The sequence below is a fragment of the Streptomyces sp. NPDC052114 genome (assembly GCF_040680155.1).
Taxonomy (GTDB): domain Bacteria; phylum Actinomycetota; class Actinomycetes; order Streptomycetales; family Streptomycetaceae; genus Streptomyces.
Window position 1 is genome coordinate 130,462 of the sequence record NZ_JBFAWC010000004.1, and the last position, 24,534, is coordinate 154,995.

General features: G+C 72.8%; 2 protein-coding genes. Both read right to left on the reverse strand.

Annotated features, from left to right (window positions below):
• Positions 1–15: 15 nt before the first annotated feature.
• Complete coding sequence (locus AB0L89_RS10445; RefSeq protein WP_365137485.1) at positions 16–10,497, reverse strand: type I polyketide synthase; 10,482 nt, start codon at positions 10,495–10,497, stop codon at positions 16–18.
• Positions 10,498–10,605: 108 nt separating this feature from the next.
• Positions 10,606–24,060: a type I polyketide synthase gene (locus tag AB0L89_RS10450; RefSeq protein WP_365138552.1), complete on the reverse strand. Its 13,455-nt coding sequence runs from the start codon at positions 24,058–24,060 to the stop codon at positions 10,606–10,608.
• Positions 24,061–24,534: the final 474 nt, after the last annotated feature.

Sequence of the window (24,534 nt, forward strand, 5' to 3'; positions counted from 1 at the left end):
CGCCCGGTGAACGGCTCAGGAGATGCCGAGCTCGTTGCTGATGAAGTCGAAGACCTCGTCGTCGGAGGCCGAGTCGAACTTCTCGCCGGCGTCGGCCTCGGCGGGGGACTCGTCCGGTTCGCTGCACAGTCGCAGCAGTGTCTTCAACCGGAGCGCGATCTCCCCGCGCGCCGCCTCTTCGCCGAGCACGCCGGCGATGTCCGATTCCAGTCTGTCCAGGTCGCCCAGCAGGGCATCGAAGCGCTTGGGTCCTTCGCCGTCCTGGCCCAGCTCGGAGCGCAGGTGGTCGGCGAGGGCCTGGGGCGTCGGATAGTCGAACGCGAGCGTGGCGGCGAGCCGCAGCCCGGTCGCGTTGTTCAGACGCTTGCGGAGTTCGACGGCGGTCAGCGAGTCGAAGCCCAGTTCCTTGAAGGGACGGTCGGCGGTGACCGTCTCCGTGGTGGCGTGGGCGAGGACCGCGGCGACCTGCTGCCGCACCAACTCCAGCAGCCTGCGCCGCTGTTCCGCGGCACCGAGCCCGGCCAGCTCCTCCCGGAGCGGCACACCGGCCGCCACGCCCTGGTCCGTGCCGGACCGGCCGTCGGCCGGCTCCAGGGCCCCGCGGGCCTCCGTGATCGCCTCGATCAGGGGTGCCGGACGGCCCGTGGCCAGACGTGGCGCGAAGCGCGTCCAGTCCACGTCCGCGACGGCGACACAGCCCTCGTCGCGGTCCAGCGCCCGGCCGAGCAGCGCCACCGCGTCCTCGGGCGCCATCGGCACGATGCCACCGCGCTGCAACCGCTCCTCGCCGACTCCCTCGGTCGCCAGGCCGCCGTCCGCCCAGGCGCCCCAGGCCACCGAGGTGCCCGGGAGGCCGAGCGCGCGGCGGCGCTGGACGAGCGCGTCCAGGAACGCGTTGGCCGCGGCGTAGTTGCCCTGTCCCGCGCCGCCGACCGTGCCGGCCATCGACGAGAACATCACGAAAGCGGACAGGTCGAGGTCGCGGGTCAGCTCGTCGAGGTGGGCCGCGGCGCCGGCCTTCGGGCCGAGCACGTCAGGGAACCGCTCGGGCGTCAGCGCGTCCACCACGCCGTCGTCCAGCACGCCGGCCGCGTGCATCACCGCGGTCAGCGGCGGCTGTCCGTCCGTCTCCGTCAACGACCCGATCAGCCGGGCCAGTTCACCGCGGTCGGCCACGTCACAAGCCGCCACCGTCACTTCGGCACCCAGCTCACGCAGCTCCGCGGCCAGCTCGACCGCACCCGGAGCCTCCAGGCCACGACGGCTCGTCAGCACCAGACGCTCGGCACCCGACCCCGCCAGCCAACGCGCCACATGACCACCCAACGCCCCCGTACCACCGGTGACCAGCACCGTGCCACACGGCACCCAACCACCACCGGGGGCAGCGGAGTTGACGCCGGGCGCGGAGGTGCCGTCGAGCGCGAGTCCGCCCTCGGCGGCCGGAGCGCCATCGGTGACCGAAGCGGCATTGGTGGCCGAAGCGGCATTGGTGCCCGGAGCGGCATCGATACGCAGCAGCCGCCGCCCGAAGACCCCGCTGGGCCGTACGGCCACCTGGTCCTCTCCGCCCGTACCGGCCAGCACGGCGCCCAACCGGTCCTGCGCCCGACGGTCCACGGTCTCCGGGAGGTCGATCAGGCCGCCCCAGCGCTCGGGGTGCTCCAGCGCGACCACCCGGCCCAGACCCCAGACCTGCGCCTGCACCGGATCGGCGAGCAGCTCGCCGTCGGCCGCCGCGACGGCGCCGCGCGTAGCGCACCACAGCCGGGCGTCGATCGCCGCCTCGCCGAGGGCCTGCACGAGGGCCAGGGTGCCGACCAGTCCGGCGGAGACACCTTCGTACGCGGGGTGGGGCGCCGCATCCATCGCGAGCAGGGACAGCACACCACCGATCGCGGACCCGTCCTCGCTCTGCTCGGACAGCGCCCGCACCCACTGCTTGCGGTCGGCACCGGCGCCGGACCCGAGGTCCGGGTCGCCGTCCACGGTGACGCGGACGACCTGCGCTCCCCTGGCCGTCAGCGCGGCCTCGGCCGCCGCGGTCAGCGGGTCGCCGGAGAGGGCGAACGGCACCGCCAGGAGCCAGGTCCCGGACAGTACGGCCGCGGAGTCCGCGGACACCGGGTGCCATCCGATGCGGTACTGCCAGGCGTCCAGCCGCGACTCCTCGCGCCGCTTCCGCCGCCAGGTCGTGAGGGCGGGCAGCACCGCGCTGAAGGGCTGGTCGGCGGAGATGTCGAGCGCCGAGGTCAGCGACTCCAGGTCCGCGCTCTCGACCGCGTCCCAGAACTCGGCGTCGACCTGGTCGACGGGAGCCGCTTCGGTCTCTTCCGTGTTCTCCAGCCAGTAGCGGCTGCGCTGGAAGGCGTACGTCGGCAGCTCGACGCGGGACGCGCCGGTTCCGGCGAACACCTCCGCCCAGTCGACCCGCACACCATGCGTCCACGCCTCGGCCACCGAGGTCAGGAAACGGTCCAGACCGCCTTCGTCGCGCCGCAGTGAACCGACCGCCACGGCCTGCTCCGCGCCACGCTGCTCCACCGTGTCCTGCACCGCGGCCACCAGGACCGGATGCGCGCTCACCTCGATGAAGGCCCCGAAGCCCTCACCGGCCAGCGCGCCGACCGCTTCCTCGAAACGGACCGTCTGACGCAGGTTGCGGTACCAGTAGCCCGCATCCACCAGGCCGTCGCCCAGCCACTCCCCCTCCACCGAGGAGAAGAACGGCACCCGCACCGGCTCGGGACGGATGTCAGCGAGCACCTCGGCGAGTTCGTCCTCGATGCGCTCCACGTGGGAGGTGTGCGAGGCGTAGTCCACCGGGACCTTGCGCGCCCGCACGCCCTCGGCCTCGCACGCGGCGAGCAGCTCGTCCAGGGCGTCCGGCTCACCGGCCACCACCGTGGACGACGGACCGTTGACCGCGGCGATCTCCAGACGGTCAGCCCAGCGCTCCAGGCGGGACTCGACATCGGCCAGCGGCAACGCCACCGACATCATCCCGCCCCGGCCCGCCAGATCCTTCGCAATGGCCTGCGAGCGCAGGGCCACCACCCGCGCACCATCGCGCAACGACAGACCACCCGCCACACATGCGGCGGCGATCTCACCCTGCGAGTGCCCGACCACGGCCGAGGGCTCCACGCCCAGCGAACGCCACACCTCCGCCAGCGACACCATCACCGCCCACGAAGCGGGCTGAACCACGTCGACACGATCCAGCGACGGCGCGCCTTCCACCCCACGCAGCACGTCGACCAACGACCAGTCCACGAACTCCGCCAGAGCCGCCGCACACTCACGCACACGCTCGGCGAACACCGGGGAAGCATCCAGCAACTCCACACCCATGCCCGCCCACTGCGCACCCTGACCCGGGAACACAAACGTCACCCGGTCGCCCACACCCGCGGACACACCCGCGATCACACCCGGCGCCTCTTCGCCTCGCGCCAGCGCGCCGAGCCCGGACACCAGACCGGCCCGATCGGCGGCAACCACCACCGCACGGTCCTCGAACTCCGCACGCCCAGCCGCCAACGACCAACCCACATCCACCAGCGGCATGTTGGAATCCGACTCCACGCGGGACAGCAGTCGCGCCGCCTGACCACGCAGCGCGTCCGCACCACGCCCAGAAAGCAGCCACGGCACCGCCACCGGCTCCACCGGAGCGGTCACCTCGGCAGGCTCAACGGCCTCCGACGCCTCCGGCGCCTGCTCCAGGATCACGTGTGCGTTCGTGCCACTCACACCGAAGGACGACACACCCGCACGACGCGGACGCCCCTCCTCCGACTCCCACTCACGCGACTCCGTCAGCAGCTCCACGGCACCCGCCGACCAGTCCACCTTCGACGACGGCTCATCCACGTGCAGCGTCCGGGGCAGCACCCCGTTCCGCATCGCCAGCACCATCTTCATCACACCCGCCACACCGGCCGCAGCCTGGGCGTGCCCGATGTTCGACTTCAGCGAACCCAGCCACAGCGGACGGTCCTCCGACCGCCCCTGGCCGTACGTCGCCAACAGTGCCTGCGCCTCGATCGGGTCACCCAGCGTCGTACCCGTACCGTGCGCCTCCACCGCGTCGACATCGGTGGGCGCGAGGCCGGCACTGGCGAGAGCAGCCCTGATCACCCGCTGCTGCGAGGGACCGTTCGGCGCAGTCAGACCGTTGCTCGCACCGTCCTGGTTCACCGCCGAGCCACGCACCACCGCCAGCACCGGGTGACCGTTGCGACGCGCGTCCGACAGCCGCTCCAACAGCAGCATGCCGACGCCCTCGGCCCACGCGGCGCCGTCCGCGGCGTCGGAGAAGGACTTGCTGCGGCCGTCGGCGGCCAGGCCGCGCTGGCGGCTGAACTCCACGAAGACCGACGGCGTGGACATCACGGTGACGCCGCCCGCGAGGGCGAGCGAGCACTCACCGTTGCGCAGGGCCTGGACCGCGAGGTGCAGGGCGACCAGCGACGACGAGCACGCGGTGTCCACCGTCACCGCCGGGCCCTCCAGACCCAGCGTGTAGGCCACGCGCCCCGACGCGACGCTTCCGGCACTGCCGCTGCCCAAGTAGCCCTCGAAGCCCTCGGGAGCGGTCCGCAGCCGCGAGCCGTAGTCGTTGTACATGACTCCGGCGAACACTCCGGTGCGGCTGCCGCGTACGGTCTCCGGGTCGATCCCGGCCCGCTCCAGCGCCTCCCAGCTCGTCTCCAGGAGCAGCCGCTGCTGCGGGTCCATCGCCAGCGCCTCGCGCGGCGATATCCCGAAGAACGCCGGGTCGAACTCCGCCGCGTCGTGCAGGAAGCCGCCCTCACGTACGTAACTCTTGCCCTGCCGCTCCGGGTCCGGGTCGTACAGGTCCTCGCCCCAGCCACGGTCCACCGGGAACGGCGAGATCGCGTCGGTGCCGGAGGCGACGAGGTCCCACAGCTCCTCGGCGTTCCGTACGCCACCCGGGAAGCGGCAGCTCATCGCGGTGACGACGACGGGATCGTCGGTGATCGCGACGCCCGTCGGCGCGGGGGCGGCATCGGCGGTTCCGGTGCCCGCGCCCAGCAGTTCGGCGAGCAGGTGGCGGGCGAGTGCGGCGGGCGTCGGGTGGTCGAAGACCAGCGTCGCGGGCAGCCGGAGGCCGGTGGCCGCGTTCAGCCGGTTCCGCAGCTCCACCGAGGTCAGCGAGTCGAACCCCAGCTCCTTGAACGCGCGGCCGTCTTCGACCGCGCCGGACGAGCCGTGGCCGAGCACCGTCGCGACATGGCCGCGGACGAGCTCCGCGAGGGTGCGGAGCCGCTCGCTTTCGGAGAGCCAGGCGAGCCGCTGGGCGAGCCCCGTGGACCCGGCCGGGCCGCCGGCCGCCGCGCGGGCCCGCCGCACCGGGCCGCGGACCAGCTCGCGGAGCAGCGCCGGGGTGGGGGCGTCGGCTCCCCGCAGCGCGCCGAGGTCGAGCCGCATGGGCAGCAGCACGGGCTCGTCCACCGAGGTCGACAGCGCGGCGTCGAAGAGCGCCAGGCCCTCGTCGGAGGAGAGCGGCACCAGGCCCGAGCGGGCCATGCGGGCGAGGTCCGCCTCGCCGATCTCCCCGGTCATGGCCGAGCGCTGCTCCCAGAAGCCCCAGCCGAGCGAGACGGCGGGCAGCCCCAGCGTCCTGCGGTGCTGCGCCAGCGCGTCCAGGAAGGCGTTGGCAGCGGCGTAGTTGCCCTGCCCGGCGCTGCCGAGCACGCCTGCGCCGGAGGAGAAGAGCACGAACGCGGACAGGTCCAGGTCGCGGGTCAGCTCGTGCAGGTTCCAGGCCGCGTCCGCCTTGGGACGCAGTACGCGGGCCAGCCGATCGGGGGTCAGCCCGGCGACGAGCCCGTCGTCGAGGACGCCGGCCGCGTGCACCACGGCGGTCAGCGGCTGCTCGGCGGGAAGGTCCGCCAGCAGCGCCGCCAGGGCCTCGCGGTCCGCCACGTCACAGGCCACCACACGCGCCGAGGCGCCCAGTTCGGCCAGCTCCGCGACCAACTCGGCCGCGCCGTCGGCCTGCTGGCCGCGACGGCTGACCAGCTCCAGGTGACGCACGCCGTGCTCCACCACGAGATGCCGCGCCACCAGGCCGCCCAGCGTCCCGGTCGCGCCCGTGATCAGCACCGTGCCGTTTCCGGCGCCGCTCCATGCGGGCGCGTCACCCGTGGTGCCCGCGGTCGCGGGCACGAGCCGCGGCGCGTACGCCGCACCGGCCCGCACGGCGAGCTGGGGTTCGTCCGTGGCGAGCAGGCCCGCCGGCCCGTCGCCCGACAGCTCGGAGCCGTCGGTGTCGAGCAGTACGAACCGTCCGGGGTTCTCCGTCTGCGCCGTACGCAGCAGGCCCCATACGGCGGCCGACGCCTGGTCCGGCGCGGCGCCGTCCGGCGCGGTCAGCACCGCGCCGCGTGTGACCAGCACCAGCCGGGACGCGGCGAGGCGTTCGTCGGCCAGCCATTCCTGGGCGAGCGCGAGGGCGCCGCTGAGCGCGGTGTGCGCGAGGTCGGGCACGGCGACCGGCTCGACGGCGCCCGCCGTACGGGTCCCGGCAGCCGCGGGCCACGGTACGAGCACCGCGTCGGGCACCTCCGCCGCGCCGGAGGCCACCGCCTCGGTGAGCGCGGTGAGGTCCGCGTACGTGACGAGGTCCGCGTCGTCGCGTACACCGCCGAGGCCCAGCTCGGCCAGGGCCGCCAGGTCCTCATCGGTGCCGATCGCCGTCAGGCGCGCGGGAGTCGCGCCCGCCTCCCCGGCCGGGACGGCCGCCCACCGGACCCGGAACAGGGCGTCGGGCCCGCCGGGCGCGGCGGCGATCCGCTCGGGGTCGACGGGGCGGACGACGAGGGAGTCGACGGAGGCGACGAGCCCACCGGCGGCATCCGCCGCCAGCACGGACACCGCGTCCGGGCCGGCCGGGGCCAGCCGCACGCGCAGCGCCGCCGCACCCGCGGCCCGCAGGGTCACGCCACGCCAGGCGAACGGCAACCGCGCCTGGTCGTCCGCGAAGAAGTCACCCGCACGCATGCCGTGCAGCGCCGCGTCCAGGAGCGCCGGGTGCAGCCCGAAGCCCGCCGCCTCGCCCTGCTCGTCCTCCGGCAGGGCCACCTCGGCGAAGATCGCGTCACCGCGCCGCCACGCGGCCCGCAGCCCCTGGAACACCGGTCCGTATCCGTGTCCCGCGGCGGCCAGCGTCTCGTACAGGCCCTCCGTGTCCACCGGGACCGCCCCGGCCGGGGGCCATACGGCCAGTTCCTCGGCTCCCGACGGCTCCGCGCCCGCGGGCTGTGCCGCGCCGTCCGCCAGGATGCCCGTGGCATGGCAGGTCCACGACTCGTGCGGCAGACCGGTCTCCGGACGGGAGTGGAGGGTCAGCGCGCGGCGGCCGGAGTCGTCGGGCGAGGCGACGCTCAACCGCAGCTGTACGCCGCCCTCTTCGGGCAGGACCAGCGGCGCCTGGAGCGTCAACTCCTCCACCGTGTCGCAACCGACCTCGTCACCAGCACGGACGGCCAGCTCCACGAAGGCGGTGCCGGGCAGCAGGACGGTTCCCGCCACCGCGTGATCCGCCAGCCAGGCATGCGTACGCAGCGACAACCGACCGGTGAAGACGACCCCGTCGGAGTCCGGGAGGTCCATCGCGGCGCCCAACAGAGGGTGCGCGGCGGGCAGCAGACCGACCGAGCCCATGTCACCGCCCGCGGTGGGGCTGACGTCGAGCCAGTAGCGGCTGCGCTGGAAGGCGTACGTGGGCAGCTCGACGCGGGACGCGCCGGTTCCGGCGAACGCGCGCGTCCAGTCGACCCGTACGCCGTGCGTCCACGCCTCGGCCACCGAGGTCAGGAAGCGGTCCAGGCCGCCCTCGTCACGGCGGAGCGAGCCGACGGCCACGGTCTGCTCCGCGCCGCGCGCCTCCACCGTGTCCTGCACCGCGGCCACCAGGACCGGATGGGCGGAAACCTCGACGAAGACCGCGCCCTTGGTGGCCACCAGCGCGCTGACGGTCTCTTCGAAGCGGACCGTCTGACGCAGATTGCGGTACCAGTAGCCCGCGTCCAAGCCGGTGGTCTCCAGCGGCTGACCGATCACCGACGAATAGAACGGCACCCGGGCCGCCTGAGGACTGATGTCCGCCAGGACGCGCGCGAGTTCGTCCTCGATCAGCTCCACGTGGGAGGTGTGCGAGGCGTAATCCACCGGGACCTTGCGCGCACGCACGCCCTCGGCCTCGCAGGCGGCGAGGAGTTCGTCCAGGGCGCCGGGCTCACCGGCCACCACGGTGGAGGACGGGCCGTTGACGGCGGCGATCTCCAGACAGCCGACCCACTCCTGAAGCCGGGACTCCACATCCGCCAGCGGCAACGCCACCGACATCATCCCGCCCAGGCCCGCAAGGTCCTTCGCGATGGCCTGCGAGCGCAGGGCGACCACCCGGGCGCCATCGCGCAGCGACAGACCACCCGCGACACACGCGGCAGCGATCTCGCCCTGCGAGTGCCCGACCACGGCCGACGGCTCCACGCCCAGCGAGCGCCACACCTCGGCCAAGGAGACCATCACCGCCCACGAAGCGGGCTGGACCACGTCGACACGTTCCAGGGACGGCGCACCCGGCGTGCCGCGCAGCACGTCGACCAGCGACCAGTCCACGAACTCCGACAGAGCCGCCGCACACTCGCCAAGCCGCTCGGCGAACACCGGGGAGGCATCCAGCAACTCCACACCCATGCCCGCCCACTGCGCACCCTGACCCGGGAACACGAACACCACACGGCCACCTGCGGAGGAGTCGGCCCCCTGCTGCGGGCCGACAACCAGGCCGGGGGCCTCTTCGCCTCGCGCCAGCGCGCCGAGCCCGGACACCAGACCGGTCCGGTCGGCGGCAACCACCACCGCACGGTCCTCGAACTCCGCGCGACCCGCCGCCAACGACCAACCCACATCCACCGGGGAGATCTCGTCATCCGACTCCACGCGGGACAACAGTCGCGCCGCCTGGTCGCGCAGGGCCTCGGCACCACGCCCAGAAAGCAGCCACGGCACCGCCACCGGCTCCACCGGAGCGGCCACCTCCGCAGCCTCGTCCGGCGCCTCCGGCTCCGGCGCCTGCTCCACGATCACATGTGCGTTGGTGCCACTCACACCGAAGGACGAGACACCCGCACGACGCGGACGCCCCTCGGCCTCCGTCCACTCACGCGACTCCGTCAGCAGCTCGACCGAACCGGCCGACCAGTCCACCTTCGACGACGGTTCGTCGACATGCAGGGTCCGGGGCAGCACCCCGTTCCGCATCGCCAGCACCATCTTCATCACGCCGCCCACACCCGCGGCAGCCTGCGTGTGACCGATGTTGGACTTCAGCGAGCCGAGCCACAGCGGGCGGTCCTCCGACCGTTCCCGGCCGTAGGTGGAGAGCAGTGCCTGCGCCTCGATCGGGTCACCCAGCGTCGTACCCGTACCGTGCGCCTCCACCACATCCACGTCAGCGGCGGAAACACCCGCATTCGCCAGCGCCGCGCGGATCACACGCTGCTGCGAGGGGCCGTTGGGCGCGGTCAGACCGTTGCTCGCGCCGTCCTGGTTCACGGCGCTGCCACGTACCACCGCCAGCACCGGGTGACCGTTGCGACGCGCGTCCGACAGCTTCTCCAGGAGCAGCATGCCGACGCCCTCGCCCCAGCCCGTGCCGTCCGCGGCGTCGGAGAACGCCTTGCAACGGCCGTCGGCGGAAAGGCCGCGCATGCGGCTGAACTCCACGAAGACCGACGGCGTGGACAACACGGTGACGCCGCCCGCGAGAGCCAGCGAGCACTCCCCGGAACGCAGGGCCTGGACCGCGAGGTGCAGGGCGACCAGCGACGACGAGCACGCGGTGTCGATGGTGACCGCCGGGCCCTCCAGGCCCAGCGTGTAGGCCACGCGCCCCGACGCGATGCTGGAGGCACTGCCGTTGATCAGGTAGCCCTCGAACTCGTCACGGGTGCCGCCGTAGATCCGCGCCGCTCCGTAGTCGTCGTACATGACTCCGGCGAACACACCGGTACGGCTGCCGCGTACGGTCTCCGGGTCGATCCCGGCACCTTCCAGCGCCTCCCAGCTCGTCTCCAGGAGCAGCCGCTGCTGCGGGTCGATGGTGAGGGCCTCGCGCGGGCTGATGCCGAAGAAGTCGGGGTCGAACTGATCCGCGTCGTGCAGGAAGCCGCCCTCGCGCGTGTAGCTCTTGCCCTTGCGCTCGGGGTCCGGGTCGTAGAGGTCCTCGATCTCCCAACCACGGTTGACGGGAAAGCCGGAGACCGCGTCGCCGCCGGCGGCGACCAGGTCCCACAGCTCGGCGGGGGACGCCACGCCACCGGGGTAACGGCAGCTCATGCCGACGATGGCGATCGGCTCGGAGCTGCTCTCCTCGAGCTGCTGAAGGCGTTCACGGGCCTGGTGCAGATCCCCCGTGACCCGCTTCAGATAGGCGCGAAGCTTTTCCTCGTTCCCCACTGAACTTTCCCTCTCACGATGCGAAGATTTCACGCCTGGCAGCGGGTGGCGGGCCCGTCCGGGTCGTCCTCTGACGTGGCGTCAGAGGCGGCCCGGTGTCCGCTGATGTCAGAACTGCTCGTCGATGAAGCTGAAGAGATCGTCGTCGCTGGCGGATTCGAGCACGTCGGTGACGGAGTTCTGGCCGCCTCCGTCGGCCGCGCCCGTGCCCCCGATCCCGGTCAGCAGTTCCTGAAGCCGTGTCTGGAGACGTCCCCGGAACGGGTCGTCCTCGGTCACACCGGCCAGCAGGGACTCCAGCGCGTCCAGCTCCCGCAGACCCGCCTCGGCCGGCGTGCCGTCCGCCGGCACGAGCTCCGTCAGCAGCTGGTCCGCGAGGGCCCCCGGTGTGGGGTAGTCGAAGATCAAGGTGGCCGGCAGCCGCAGCCCGGTGGCCGCGTTGAGCAGGTTGCGCAGTTCGACGGCGGTCAGGGAGTCGAAGCCCAGGTCCCGGAAGGGGCGCCCGGCCTCGATCCCCGAGGGCGTGGCATGGCCGAGTGCCGTGGCCGCGTGCGTCCGCACCAGATCGAGGAGAGCCTCCTCCCGCTCCTCCGCGCCGAGCGCCGCCAGGCGGCGCCGGAGCGCCTCGGCGCCGCTCTCGGCTTCCTGCGCGCCGCCGCCCGCGGTCGCCACCGCAGGCCTGCGTGCCGCGGTGGCCGGCACCAGCCCCCGGAGCACCGGCGGGATCCCGTCGGTGCCCGCCGCACGGGCGCGCAGAGCGACCATGTCCAGCCGCATCGGCAGCAGCACCGGCTCGGCCACGGCGTCGGCCGCGTCGAAGAGCTCCAGACCGCGCTCGGTCGCCATGGCGGCGATGCCCATCCGGGCCAGGCGCTGTACGGCGCCCTCGCCGAGCCGCTCGGTCATGCCGCTCCGCTCGGCCCACAGGCCCCAGGCGAGCGCCTGTGCCGGAAGGCCCAGCGCACGACGGTGCCGGGCGAGCGCCTCCAGGAAGACGTTGGCCGCCCCGTAGACCCCCTGACCTGCCGTGCCGAGCGTGCCCGCCGCTCCGGAGAAGAGGATGAACGCGGACAGGTCCAACTCCCGCGTCAGTTCGTGGAGATGCAGGGCGGCGTCGACCTTGGGGCTCAGCACCCGTTCGACCTGCTCGGGGCTGATCGTCGTGATGACGCCGTCGTCCAGGACCCCGGCCGCGTGCACGACCGCGGTCAGCGGGCGGTCCGCCGGAATCTCGGCGAGGAGCCCGGCGAGCGCCCGGCGGTCGGAGGTGTCGCAGGCCGCGACGGTCACCTCGGCCCCGAGCCCGACGAGTTCGGCGCGCAGTTCGGCGGCGCCCTCGGCGGCGGGTCCGCGGCGGCTGGTGAGCAGCAGATGCCGCACACCGCGCTCGGCGACCAGGTGCCGGGCGAGCAGGGCGCCGAGCGTGCCGGTGGCGCCGGTGACCAGCACCGTGCCGTCGGGGTCGAAGCCGCGGGCGGGCCCGTCGGGACCGGCCTGGGCGGCTTCGCCTGCCTCGGACACCCTGGCCAGCCGCGGAACCAGCAACTCACCCTCACGTACGGCGAGTTGGGGCTCGCCGGACTCCAGCGCGCGCGGCAGCGCCGTACGAGAGGCTTCATCGTCGTCCAGGTCGACCAGCGTGAAGCGGTCCGGGTGCTCGGCCTGCGCCGACCGGATCAGGCCCCACAGCGGCGCGTTCGCCAGGTCGGGGCGCTCCCCCGGCCGGGCCTCGACCGCGCCCCGGGTGAGCAGGACCAGCCTGGACGCGGCGAACCGGTCGTCGGCCAGCCACCAGCGGACGACGGCGAGCGCGTGCTCGATGGCCGTCCGCACCTCCGCGGCGGACTGCTCCGGCCCCGCCGCCACGGCGTCGGCACCGTGCCCGGAGGTGCAGGCGACGAGCACCGTGTCCGGCACCGGGGTGCCGGTGTCGACGGCCTCGTCGAGCGCGGCCGGTGCGGCATACGTGTCCACGTGGAGGACGGCCGTCGCGCTGTCCGTGCCGGCCGAGGCGTCCGGCAGGACACTCAGCTTGAACTCGTCAGGACCGACCACGGCCCAGCCGCCGGAGGCGGCGAAGGTGCCGTGCGGGGCGGCGGGGAGGCGCGGCTGCTGCCACTCGACGCGGAACAGCGCGTCCCCGCTCCGCGACCCTCGCACCGCCGCACCGAGCGCACCAGGGGCGACCGGGCGCAGGACGAGGGAGTCGATCCCGGCGACCCGCTGGCCCGCGCCGTCCGCGACCACCACGGACACGGCATCGGTGCCCGCGGGGCTCAGCGCCACGCGTACCAGCGACGCGCCCGCCCTCTGGAGGGACACACCGCTCCAGGCGAAGGGCAGCCGGACGATGGTGCGGTCGGGGTAGAAGTCGCCGAGTCGCAGCCCGTGCAGGGCGGCGTCCAGCAGCGCCGGATGCAGGGCGGACCTCGCCGCCTCCGACCACTGGTCCTCGGGCAACGCCGCTTCCACGAACACCTCTTCGCCACGTCGCCAGGCCGCGCGTACGCCCCGGAAGACCGGGCCGTACTCGTAGCCGCTGGCGGCGAAGTCCGCGTAGAGATCGTCGGTCGACACCGGAACCGCACCGGCCGGCGGCCACACCGTGAGATCGGGTGCGTCGCTCCGCGCGGCGTTCCCGTCGGCGAAGGGGGCCAGCACGCCGGTGGCGTGCCGGGTCCACTCCTCCTCGTAGCCGGTGTCATCCGGCCGGGAGTACACGATCAGGGCGCGGCGGCCGGCGTCGTCGGGCGCGGCGACGGTCAACCGCAGCTGTACGCCGCCCTCTTCGGGCAGGATCAGCGGCGCCTGGATCGTCAGCTCCTCCACGGTGTCGCAGCCGACCTCGTCACCGGCGCGGACGGCCAGCTCGACGAAGGCGGTGCCGGGCAGCAGGACGGCGCCCTCGACCGCGTGGTCCGCGAGCCAGGCGTGCGTCCGCAAGGAGAGCCGGCCGCTGATGACGACCTCGCCGGACTCCGGCAGCTCCACGGCCGCGCCGAGCAGCGGATGCTCCATCGACGCCAGTCCGAGCCCGGAAGCCGCGGTCGCGCCGCTCGCACCGGTCGAGGTTTCCAGCCAGAAGCGCTGGCGCTGGAAGGCATACGTCGGCAACTCGACGCGGGCCGCGCCCGTACCGTCGAAGAACGCCGACCAGTCCACACCCGCGCCCTGCACCCAGGCACGCGCCAGACCCGACACGAACGAGGCAGCCTCGGGACGACCGTTGCGCAGCACCGGAACGAACGCCGACTCCGGAGCCGTCTCCGCACCCATCGCACTCAACACGCCATCGGGGCCCAGCTCGACGAACACCGACACACCCTGCCCGGCCAGCGACGCCACACCATCCGCGAATCGCACCGCCTCACGGACATGACGCACCCAGTACTCCGCCGAACCCAACTCCGCAGCCGATGCGACCGCGCCGGTCAGATTCGAGACGACGGGAATCTGCGGAGCGGCGAACGTGAGGGATCCGGCGATGGCCCGGAACTCGTCCAGCATCGGCTCCATGCACGGCGAGTGGAACGCATGCGAAACCACCAACCGCTTCGTCTTCCGGCCCAGCTCGCGCAGCCGCTCCGCCACCGCCAGCGCCGCATTCTCATCACCGGACACCACCACGGACGTCGGCCCGTTCACCGCCGCGATGTCCACCCGGCCCACGAACTCGGCCAACAGCGGACGCACTTCCTCCTCGGAAGCCTGCACCGCCACCATCGCGCCGCCCTCGGGCAGCGCCTGCATCAACCGGCCCCGAGCCGCCACCAGACGAGCCGCGTCCTCCAGCGAGAACACACCCGCCACATGCGCAGCCACGATCTCACCGATCGAATGACCCGCCACGAAGTCCGGACGCACACCGAACGACTCCGCCAGACGGAACAACGCCACCTCGACCGCGAACAACCCGGCCTGCGTGAACACCGTCCGATCCAGCAGACCATCAACGGCACCGTCAGCGCTGTCGCCGAAGACGACCTCCCGCACCGACCGCGACACATGCCCGGCCAGCTCACGGTCCAGCACCCCACACGCCTCATCAAAGGCCCGCGCGAACACCGGATACAAGGCATACAACTCACGCCCCATACCCACCCGCTGACTGCCCTGACCCGAGAACACCACCGCAGTACGACCGGCACCCGAAACGTATCCCGTGGCGAGGTTCACCGCCGACTCCCCGGAGGCCAACCCCCTTATCCCGTCGGTGAGTTCATTGATGCCCTCGCCCACGACCACGGCTCGGTGCTCGAACACCGCCCGCTCGGAGACCAGCGACCACCCCACGTCCACCGGGGAGGAGGCCACGGCGTCGTCCCCGATGTGGGAGAGCAGCCGCTCCGCCTGGCCGCGCAGCGCCTCCGCACCGCGCGCCGAGACCACCCACGGCACCACCGGCATCCGCGTCGGCTCCGCCTGCTCGGCGGGCTTCGGCTCTTCCACGGGCGGTGCCTGCTCCAGGATCAGGTGCGCGTTGGTGCCGCTGACGCCGAACGAGGAGATGCCCGCGCGGCGCGGACGGCCCTCGGTCTCCGGCCAGTCCCGCTGCTCGGTGAGCAGTTCCACCGCACCCGCCGACCAGTCCACCTTCGACGACGGTTCGCCGACGTGCAGGGTCTGGGGCAGCACGCCGTGCCGCATCGACAGGATCATCTTCATCACGCCGGCCGCACCGGCCGCGGCCTGTGTGTGGCCGACGTTGGACTTCAGCGAACCCAGCCACAGCGGACGGTCCTCCGACCGCCCCTGACCGTACGTCGCCAACAGCGCCTCGGCCTCGATCGGGTCGCCAAGGGTCGTACCCGTACCGTGCGCCTCCACCGCGTCCACGTCGGCCGACGTGAGGCGCGCGTTGGCGAGCGCCGCGCTGATGACGCGCTGCTGCGAGAGTCCGTTGGGGGCGGTCAGGCCGTTGCTGGCGCCGTCCTGGTTCACCGCGCTGCCGCGCAGCACCGCCAGCACCGGGTGGCCGTTGCGCCGCGCGTCCGACAGCCGCTCCAGTACCAGCATGCCCGCGCCCTCGGCCCAGGACGTGCCGTCCGCCGCGTCCGAGAACGCCTTCGAGCGGCCGTCCGCCGCCAGCCCGCGCTGGCGGCTGAACTCCAGGAACATGCCGGGGGTCGGCATCACGGTCACGCCACCGGCCAGCGCCAGCGAGCACTCGCCGCCGCGCAGCGCCTGAGCCGCCAGGTGGAGGGCCACCAGCGACGACGAGCACGCGGTGTCCACCGTGATCGCGGGTCCCTGGAGCCCCAAGGTGTAGGAGATGCGCCCGGAGATGACGCTGGACGACTTTCCGGTGAGGAGGTAGCCCTCCACGGCTTCGGGCGCCTCGTGCAGCCGGGCCCCGTAGTCCTGGTACGTCATGCCGGCGAAGACGCCGGTCATGCTGCCTCTGAGCGCGGACGGGTCGAGGCCGGCCCGCTCCAGTGCCTCCCAGCTCGTCTCCAGGAGCAGCCGCTGCTGCGGGTCCATCGCCAGCGCCTCGCGCGGCGATATCCCGAAGAAGTCGGCGTCGAACTCGGCCGCGTCGTGGAGGAAGCCGCCCTCGCGTGCGTAGCTCTTGCCGGGGGTGTCCGGGTCGGCGTCGTACAGGCCCGCCAGGTCCCAGCCGCGGTCGGTGGGGAATCCGCCGACGGCGTCGCGTCCTTCGGTGAGGAGCTGCCACAGCTCCTCGGGGGTGCGGACGCCGCCGGGCAGACGGCATCCCATGGCAACGATGGCGATGGGCTCGTCGTCGCCTGCCACGCCGGTGGTTGCGGCTGTGCTTGCGGACGTCTGGTCGGGGGTTCCCGCGTCGGCGGGCTCGTCCGGTCCCACGAGTGCGGTGCGCAGGTGGCGGGCCATCAGCGTGACCGTGGGATGGTCGAAGACCGCGCCGGTGGCCAGCCGCAGTCCGGTGGCCGCGTTCAGCCGGTTGCGCAGTTCCATGACGCGCATGGAGTCGAAGCCGAGCTCCTTGAACGCGCGGCCGATCGCCACCGCGTCCGTCCCGGTGTGGCCGAGGACCGCGGCCGCATGGGTGCGGACGAGCTCCACGAGCAGGTGCTCCTGCTCGCCGGGCGCGAGGCCGGCGAGCCGCTGTGCCAGGGCGGGGCCGGAGTCGGCCGCGTCGGTCGCGGCGGCACCGGTGGAGGGGGACTCGGGGGCGGCCTCGGGCAGTGTGTCGAAGAGGCGGCTGGCCCGGGTCGCGGCGAACTGGGCGGCGAACCGCGACCAGTCGACGTCGGCGACGGCGAGGAACGGCTCGTCCCTGCCCACCGCCTGGGCGAGTGCCGCGACGGCCGGTCCGGGCTCCATGGCGGTCAGGCCGCGGCGGCGCATCCGCTCGCCGGTCTCCTCGTCCGCCATGCCGCCGCCGCTCCAGGTGCCCCAGGCGAGCGACAGCGCGGGCAGCCCGCGGGCGTACCGGTCGTGGGCGAGCGCGTCGAGGGAGGCGTTGGCGGCCGCGTAGGCGGCCTGGCCTCCGTTGCCCCACACGCCGATGACGGAGGAGAAGAGCACGAAGGCGTCGAGTTCGAGGCCGAGTTCGGCCGTCAGCTCGTCCAGGTGCCGGGCCGCCGTGACCTTGGCGCGCAGCACGTGGGCGAGCCGTTCGGGCTCCAGGGTCTCGATGACGCCGTCGGCGAGCACGCCCGCGGTGTGGACGACCGCGGTCAGCGGCGGCTTCCCGTCCGTCTCCGTCAACGACCCGATCAGACGCGCCAGTTCGCCGCGGTCGGCCACGTCACAGGACGCCACCATCACTTCGGCACCCAGCTCGCGCAACTCCGCGGCCAGCTCGACCGCACCCGGAGCCTCCAGGCCACGACGGCTCGTCAGCACCAGACGCTCGGCACCCGACCCCGCCAGCCAACGCGCCACATGACCACCCAACGCCCCCGTACCACCGGTGACCAGCACCGTGCCACGCGGCACCCAACCACCACCGGCGGTCGTGGCGGGCCGCGAGGCGCGGACGAGGCGCCGTGCGAAGACGCCGGTCGGCCGTACGGCCAGCTGGTCCTCGGCGCCGACGCCGGCCAGCACGGCGGCCAGCCGCTCGCGCTCGCGGCGGTCGAGCGCCTCGGGCAGGTCGATCAGGCCGCCCCAGCGGTCGGGGTGTTCCAGCGCGGCGACCCGCCCGAGGCCCCAGATCTGGGACTGCCGGGTCCCGGCCGGGCGCTCGCCGCGGCCGACCGCCACCGCTCCGCGGGTGGCGCACCACAGCGGTGCCTCGACGCCGGCGGCGCCCAGGGCCTGGACCAGCGCCAGCGTGCCGGCGAGGCCGGCGGTCACACCGTCGTACGCGGCGTGCTCCGCCTCGTCCACGGCCAGCAGGGACAGCACGCCGGTGAGCGTGGTGCCCGCGGCGACGGACTCGGTGATCAGGCCGGTCAGCGTCTGCCGGCCGGCGTCCTGCTCGACGGGAAGACGGATGACGTCGGCGCCATGGGCGGCGGGCGTCCCGGCGGCGGCCTCGACCCACGGGTCGTCGGCCCCGCGGGCGGGCACGACGACCAGCCAGGTGCCGGACAGCACCGGGTTGGGGACGCGGTCCAAGGGCTTCCAGGCGACGTCGTAGCGCCAGCCGTCCACCGTGCTGCGCTGCTGGCCGTCCCGCCGCCACGCCGACAGCGCGGGGAGTACGGCACCGAGAGGCTGGTCCTCCGGAAGGGCGGGCAGGCCGAGCGCGCCGGCGAGCGAGTCGAGGTCCTCGGCCTCGACGGCGGCCCAGAAGCGCGCCTCCAGCTCGTCGGTGCCGCTCCCGGCGGCCGCCTTCGAGGCGTCGGCCGGCCGGGCGCCCGGGGCCGTCTCCAGCCAGTAGCGCTGCCGCTGGAAGGCGTACGTCGGCAGTTCGACGCGCGAGGCGCCGGTGCCGTCGAAGGCGCGCGCCCAGTCGACCCGGGCGCCGTGGGTCCATGCCTCGGCGAGCGAGGTGAGGAAGCGGTCGAGGCCGCCTTCGTCGCGCCGCAGCGAACCGACGACCGCGGACTGCTGTGCGCCGCGGGCCTCCATCGTCTCCTGAACGCCGACCGCCAGCACCGGGTGCGCCGAGACCTCGACCAGGACGGCGTCGCCGTCCTCCAGGAGCGCGCCGACGGTCTCCTCGAACCGTACGGTCTGCCGCAGGTTGCGGTACCAGTAACCGGCGTCCAGCTCCGCGGTGTCCAGCAGCCCCGCGGTGACCGTGGAGTGGAACGGCACCGACGAGGAGCGGGGAGCGATGTCCGCGAGGACCTCCGCCAGCCGGTCCTCGATGCGCTCGACGTCGGCGGAGTGCGAGGCGTAGTCCACGGCGATCCGGCGGGCGCGAACGCCCTCGGCCGCGCAGCGGGCCAGGAGTTCGTCCAGGGCCCCGGTCTCGCCCGCCACCACGACGGAGGAGGGGCCGTTGACCGTGGCGAGGGACAGTCGCCCGTCCCAGGCCGCGATCCGCTCGGCGGCCTCTTCGGCGGTCAGGGACAGCGAGACCATGCCGCCGAGTCCCGCCAGCTCCGCGGCGATGGCCTGGCTGCGCAGGGCCACGACACGGGCGGCGTCGCGCAGGGACAGCGCCCCCACGACGCAGGCTGCCGCGATCTCGCCTTGCGAGTGGCCCACCACTCCGGCGGGTTCCACTCCGTACGAGCGCCACAGCTCGGCCAGCGACACCATCACGGCGAACAGCGCGGGCTGGACGACGTCGACGCGCTCCAGCGAAGGAGCGTCGGGGGCCTGCCGCAGCACGGCCTCCACGTCCCAGTCGACGAACTCGGCGAGCGCCGTGCCGCAGGCGCGCAGCCGCTCGGCGAACACCGGCGAGGAGTCCAGGAGTTCCACGGCCATGCCGGCCCACTGCGAGCCCTGGCCCGGGAAGACGAAGATGACGCGGTCGGTGTCGGCCGTGCCGTCGGCGGGGCCGGCGACCAGACCGGGCGCCTCGTGACCGCGGGCGAGCGCGGCGAGCCCGGCCCTGAGCCGCTCCCGGTCCGCGCCGACGACCACGGCGCGGTCGGCGAACCGCGCACGCCCGGACGCCAGGGACCAGCCCACGTCCAGTGAGGAGGCTTCCGCGTTCGGGGCCGCCGGGTCCGCGTCCGCAGCCGAGGGGTCCTCATCGCCTTCGAGGTGGGCCAGCAGGCGCGCGGCCTGGCCGCGCAGCGCTTCCTGGCCGCGTCCCGACAGCACCCACGGCACGGCGGACGGCTCGGGCGAGGTCGCGGACGGCCGGGGAGAGGCCGCGGAGGCGAGGGACTCCGGTGCGAGGGACTCGGGTGCGCCTTCGAGGATGAGGTGCGCGTTGGTGCCGCTGATCCCGAAGGAGGAGACGCCCGCGCGGCGCGGACGGCCCTCGGCCTGCGGCCAGTCCCGCTGCTCGGTCAGCAGCTCCACCGCACCGGCGGACCAGTCCACATGGTGCGTCGGCTCGTCGACGTGCAGCGTGCGCGGAAGTACGCCGTGGCGCAGCGCCTGCACCATCTTGATCACACCGGCCACACCGGCGGCGGCCTGGGCGTGCCCGATGTTGGACTTCAGCGAACCGAGCAGCAGCGGACGGTCATCCGGCCGCCCCTGACCGTACGTCGCCAGCAGCGCCTGCGCCTCGATCGGGTCGCCAAGGGTCGTACCCGTGCCGTGCGCCTCCACCGCGTCCACGTCCGCGGACGTGAGACGCGCGTTGGCGAGCGCCTGGCGGATGACACGCTGCTGAGAAGGCCCGTTGGGGGCGGTCAGACCGTTGCTGGCTCCGTCCTGGTTGACGGCGGACCCCTGGATCACGGCCAGTACCGGGTGCCCGTTGCGGCGCGCGTCCGACAGCCGCTCCAGCACCAGCATGCCCGCGCCCTCGGCCCACGACGTGCCGTCCGCCGCGTCCGAGAACGCCTTCGAGCGGCCGTCCGCCGCCAGCCCGCGCTGCCTGCTGAACTCCACGAACATGCCGGGAGTCGGCATCACGGTCACACCACCGGCCAGCGCCAGCGAGCACTCACCGCCGCGCAGCGCCTGAGCCGCCTGGTGCAGGGCCACCAGCGACGACGAGCACGCGGTGTCCACCGTGACGGCCGGTCCCTCCAGACCGAGGAAGTAGGACAGCCGTCCCGAGATCACACTGGTGGACTTGCCGGTGAGCAGGTAGCCGTCCAGCCCGTCCGTGACCTCGTGCAGCAGCGCGCCGTAGTCCTGGGCCATGGCCCCCGCGAAGACACCCGTCCGGCTGCCCCGCACCGTGGCCGGGTCGACACCGGCCCGCTCCAGCGCCTCCCAGGAGACCTCCAGGAGAAGCCGCTGCTGGGGATCCATCGCCAGCGCCTCGCGCGGCGATATCCCGAAGAACGCCGGGTCGAACTCCGCCGCCTCGTACAGGAACCCGCCGTCGCGCACGTACGAGGTGCCCGAGCGCTGCGGGTCCTCGTCGTACAGCGCGTCCAGGTCCCATCCGCGGTCCACGGGGAAGGCGGAGATCGCGTCACCACCGGAGGCGACGAGGTCCCACAGCTGTTCGGGCGTGGTCACTCCGCCGGGCAGCCGGCACCCCATCCCGACGATCGCGATCGGCTCTCCGTCGGCGGCGGGCAGCACGGCCGCTTCGATGTCCTCCTGCGGGCCGCCACCCGTCAACTCGGCCTCGATGTGGGCGACCAGAGCGGTGGGCGTCGGATAGTCGAACAGCAGCGAGGACGGCAGGCGCAGCCCGGTGGTGCTGTTGAGCCGGTTCCGCAGCTCCACGGCGGTCAGCGAGCCGAAGCCCAGGTCCTTGAACGTACGCGCCACGTCCACGTCGTCGACCGACCCGTACTCCAGGACGATCGCCACCTGTGCGCGCACCAGGTCGAGCAGCTCCCGGCGCCGTTCGCCGTCGGCCGCGTCGGTGAGTCGCCTGCCGAGCGGCGAGGCGGCGAGGGCCGCCGTGTCCTCCGTCGCCTGGGGCACCTCACCCAGCCAGTAGCGCTGGCGCTGGAAGGCATACGTGGGCAACTCGACGCGGGCCGCGCCCGTACCGTCGAACATCGTCGACCAGTCCACAGCCGCGCCGTGCACCCAGGCACGCGCCAGACCCGACACGAACGTCTCCGCCTCGGGGCGGCCGTTGCGCAGCACCGGAACGAACGCCGACTCCGGAGCCGTCTCCGCACCCATCGCACTCAACACACCATCGGGGCCCAGCTCGACGAACACCGACACACCCTGCCCGGTCAGCGACGCCACGCCGTCCGCGAAGCGCACCGCCTCGCGGACGTGCCGGACCCAGTACTCCGCCGAACCCAACTCCGCAGCCGAGGCGACCGCGCCGGTCAGGTTCGAGACGACGGGAATCTGCGGCGCGGCGAACGTGAGGGATCCGGTGATGGCCCGGAACTCGTCCAGCATCGGCTCCATGCACGGCGAATGGAACGCATGCGAAACCACCAACCGCTTCGTCTTCCGGCCCAGCTCGCGCAGCCGGTCCGCCACCGCCAGCGCCGCATCCTCCTCGCCCGAGACCACCACGGACGTCGGCCCGTTCACCGCCGCGATGTCCACCCGGCCCACGAACTCGGCCAACAGCGGACGCACTTCCTCCTCGGAGGCCTGCACCGCCACCATCGCGCCGCCCTCGGGCAGCGCCTGCATCAACCGGCCCCGAGCCGCCACCAGACGAGCCGCGTCCTCCAGCGAGAACACGCCCGCCACATGCGCGGCCACGATCTCACCGATCGAATGACCCGCCACGAAGTCGGGGCGCACACCGAACGACTCCGCCAGACGGAACAGCGCCACCTCGACCGCGAACAGGCCCGCCTGCGTGAACACCGTCCGATCCAGCAGACCATCAACGGCACCGTCAGCGCTGTCGTCGAAGACCACCTCACGGACCGACCGCGACACATGCCCGGCCAGCTCACGGTCCAGCACCCCACACGCCTCATCGAAGGCCTGCGCGAACACGGGATACGCGGCATACAACTCACGCCCCATACCCACCCGCTGACTTCCCTGACCCGAGAACACAACCGCCAGCGAACCAGGAACCACACCACCCACAGGCCCCGTCACCACACCAGCAGCAAGCCCACCACCCGCCAACGCCCGAGCACCCGCGACCAACCCCTCAACACCCTCACCAACCACCACAGCACGGTGCTCGAACACCGCCCGCCCCGAAGCCAACGACCAACCCACATCCACCGGCGACAACCCCGCAACACCCTCAACACGCGAGAGCAACCGCCCGGCCTGAGCCCCCAAAGCCTCCACACCACGACCCGACAACACCCACGGGACCACGGGCATCCGCACCGGATCGGCCTGCTCGGCGGGGTTCCGCCGTTCCGTGGACGGCGCCTGCTCCAGGACCACATGGCAGTTGGTGCCGCCCATGCCGAACGAGGAGACACCCGCCACCATCGGTTCGTCCGCGCGCGTCGGCCACTGCTCAAGGTCCGTCTGAACCCGCAGATTCAATTCATCCAGTGGAATCGCAGGGTTTACCGAGCGGAAATGAAGACTCGGCGGAATCTCGCGGAAACGCATTGCCAGGACGGCCTTCAAAAGCCCGGCGATTCCAGCGGCGGCCTCCAGATGCCCCACATTTGTCTTCACCGAACCGACCCGTAGCGCGGAACCGCTACGGTCCTGGCCGGCGGTGCCCAGGACCGCTCCCAGGGCGGCTGCCTCAATGGGGTCACCGACGCGAGTTCCGGTTCCGTGGAGCTCGACGTACTGCACGCTTTCGGGAGCGATCCCCGCTTGTTCGTACGCCGCCCGCAGGACGTCTTCCTGGGCCTCTCCGCGAGGCGCGGTAAGGCCGTCACCACCGCCATCGTTATTGATCGCGCTGCCCTGGATGACGCACAGAATGTCGTCGTTGTCGGCCAGCGCGTCGGGGAGCCTCTTCAAGGCGACGAGGCCACCGCCTTCACCGCGCACGAACCCATTCGCATCGGCGTCGAACGTCCGGCATCGCCCGTCGGGCGACAGTCCGCCGAACTTAGACGTTTCGACCGTGGTCGCTCCGGAGAGCATGAGATTGACGCCACCCGCCAGGGCGAGGGAGCACTCCCCGGAGCGCAGGGCCTGCACCGCCTGGTGGACCGCCACGAGCGACGAGGACTGTCCCGTGTCCACCACGAGGCTGGGTCCGCGCAGGCCAAGGGCGTACGAGACGCGGTTCGCGATGAGGCTGCGGGCCTGGCCGGTCAGCGAATGCGGACCGACGCCGTCCAGTCCGCGCCCCCTGGCCAGTGCCGCGTAGTCGTCCCAGATGGCGCCGACGAAGACGCCGGTGCGGCTTTCCCGAAGTGCCGATGGTGCGATGCCGCTGTTTTCCAGCGCTTCCCAGCTGAGTTCCAGCATGAGGCGCTGCTGAGGGTCCATCGCCGCGGCTTCACGCGGGGAAATACCGAAGAAGCGCGGGTCGAATGTGTCGACACGGTCGAGGAAACCGCCCCAGCGGGAGACGGATTTACCGGGGGCGGACGGATCTGCGTCGAAGAGCTCGGCACTTCCCCAGCGCTCCGGCGGCGCCTCCGAAATCACGTCGACGCCGTCCCTCAGAAGCTGCCAGAACTCCGTTGGACCGGAAGCCTGAGGAAAACGACACGAGAGCCCGATCACGGCAATGCCACTGCTCTGCAAAAAGGCAGAACCCGACGCACCCATCTACGGCCCCCGTTCGCCGTTGAAGACTGAATTATCGCTACATGCGCCACCATCGAACGCGCTGCGATCTTCCCCGTTTGCCAGCCACTAGATCATCTTGGCCATCGGCAGCCTAAGCCGGACCCCGGACTGACTGTCAACATTTTTGAGTTGGCAGGAATCGGGGTACCCGCTCCATCACTTGGACCTCCTCGGCGGGCGCGCCACGGAGAGTAACCGCACGGGCGAAGTCGAAACGGCGCCCACCGGTTTTCCACCCCCGGCAACCATCACGCTGGGTTGCGTCCCTGACGCATTCCGACTCTGCGGACCCGGCTCGGTGAGGTATGTCACACACGTGCAAGCGGGCCCGTCTCACCGACTGGCGGACGACCACCCCGCCATCACACCCCCGCCACCTCGCCGCGCCTGTCACGTTTCTGACGCCAC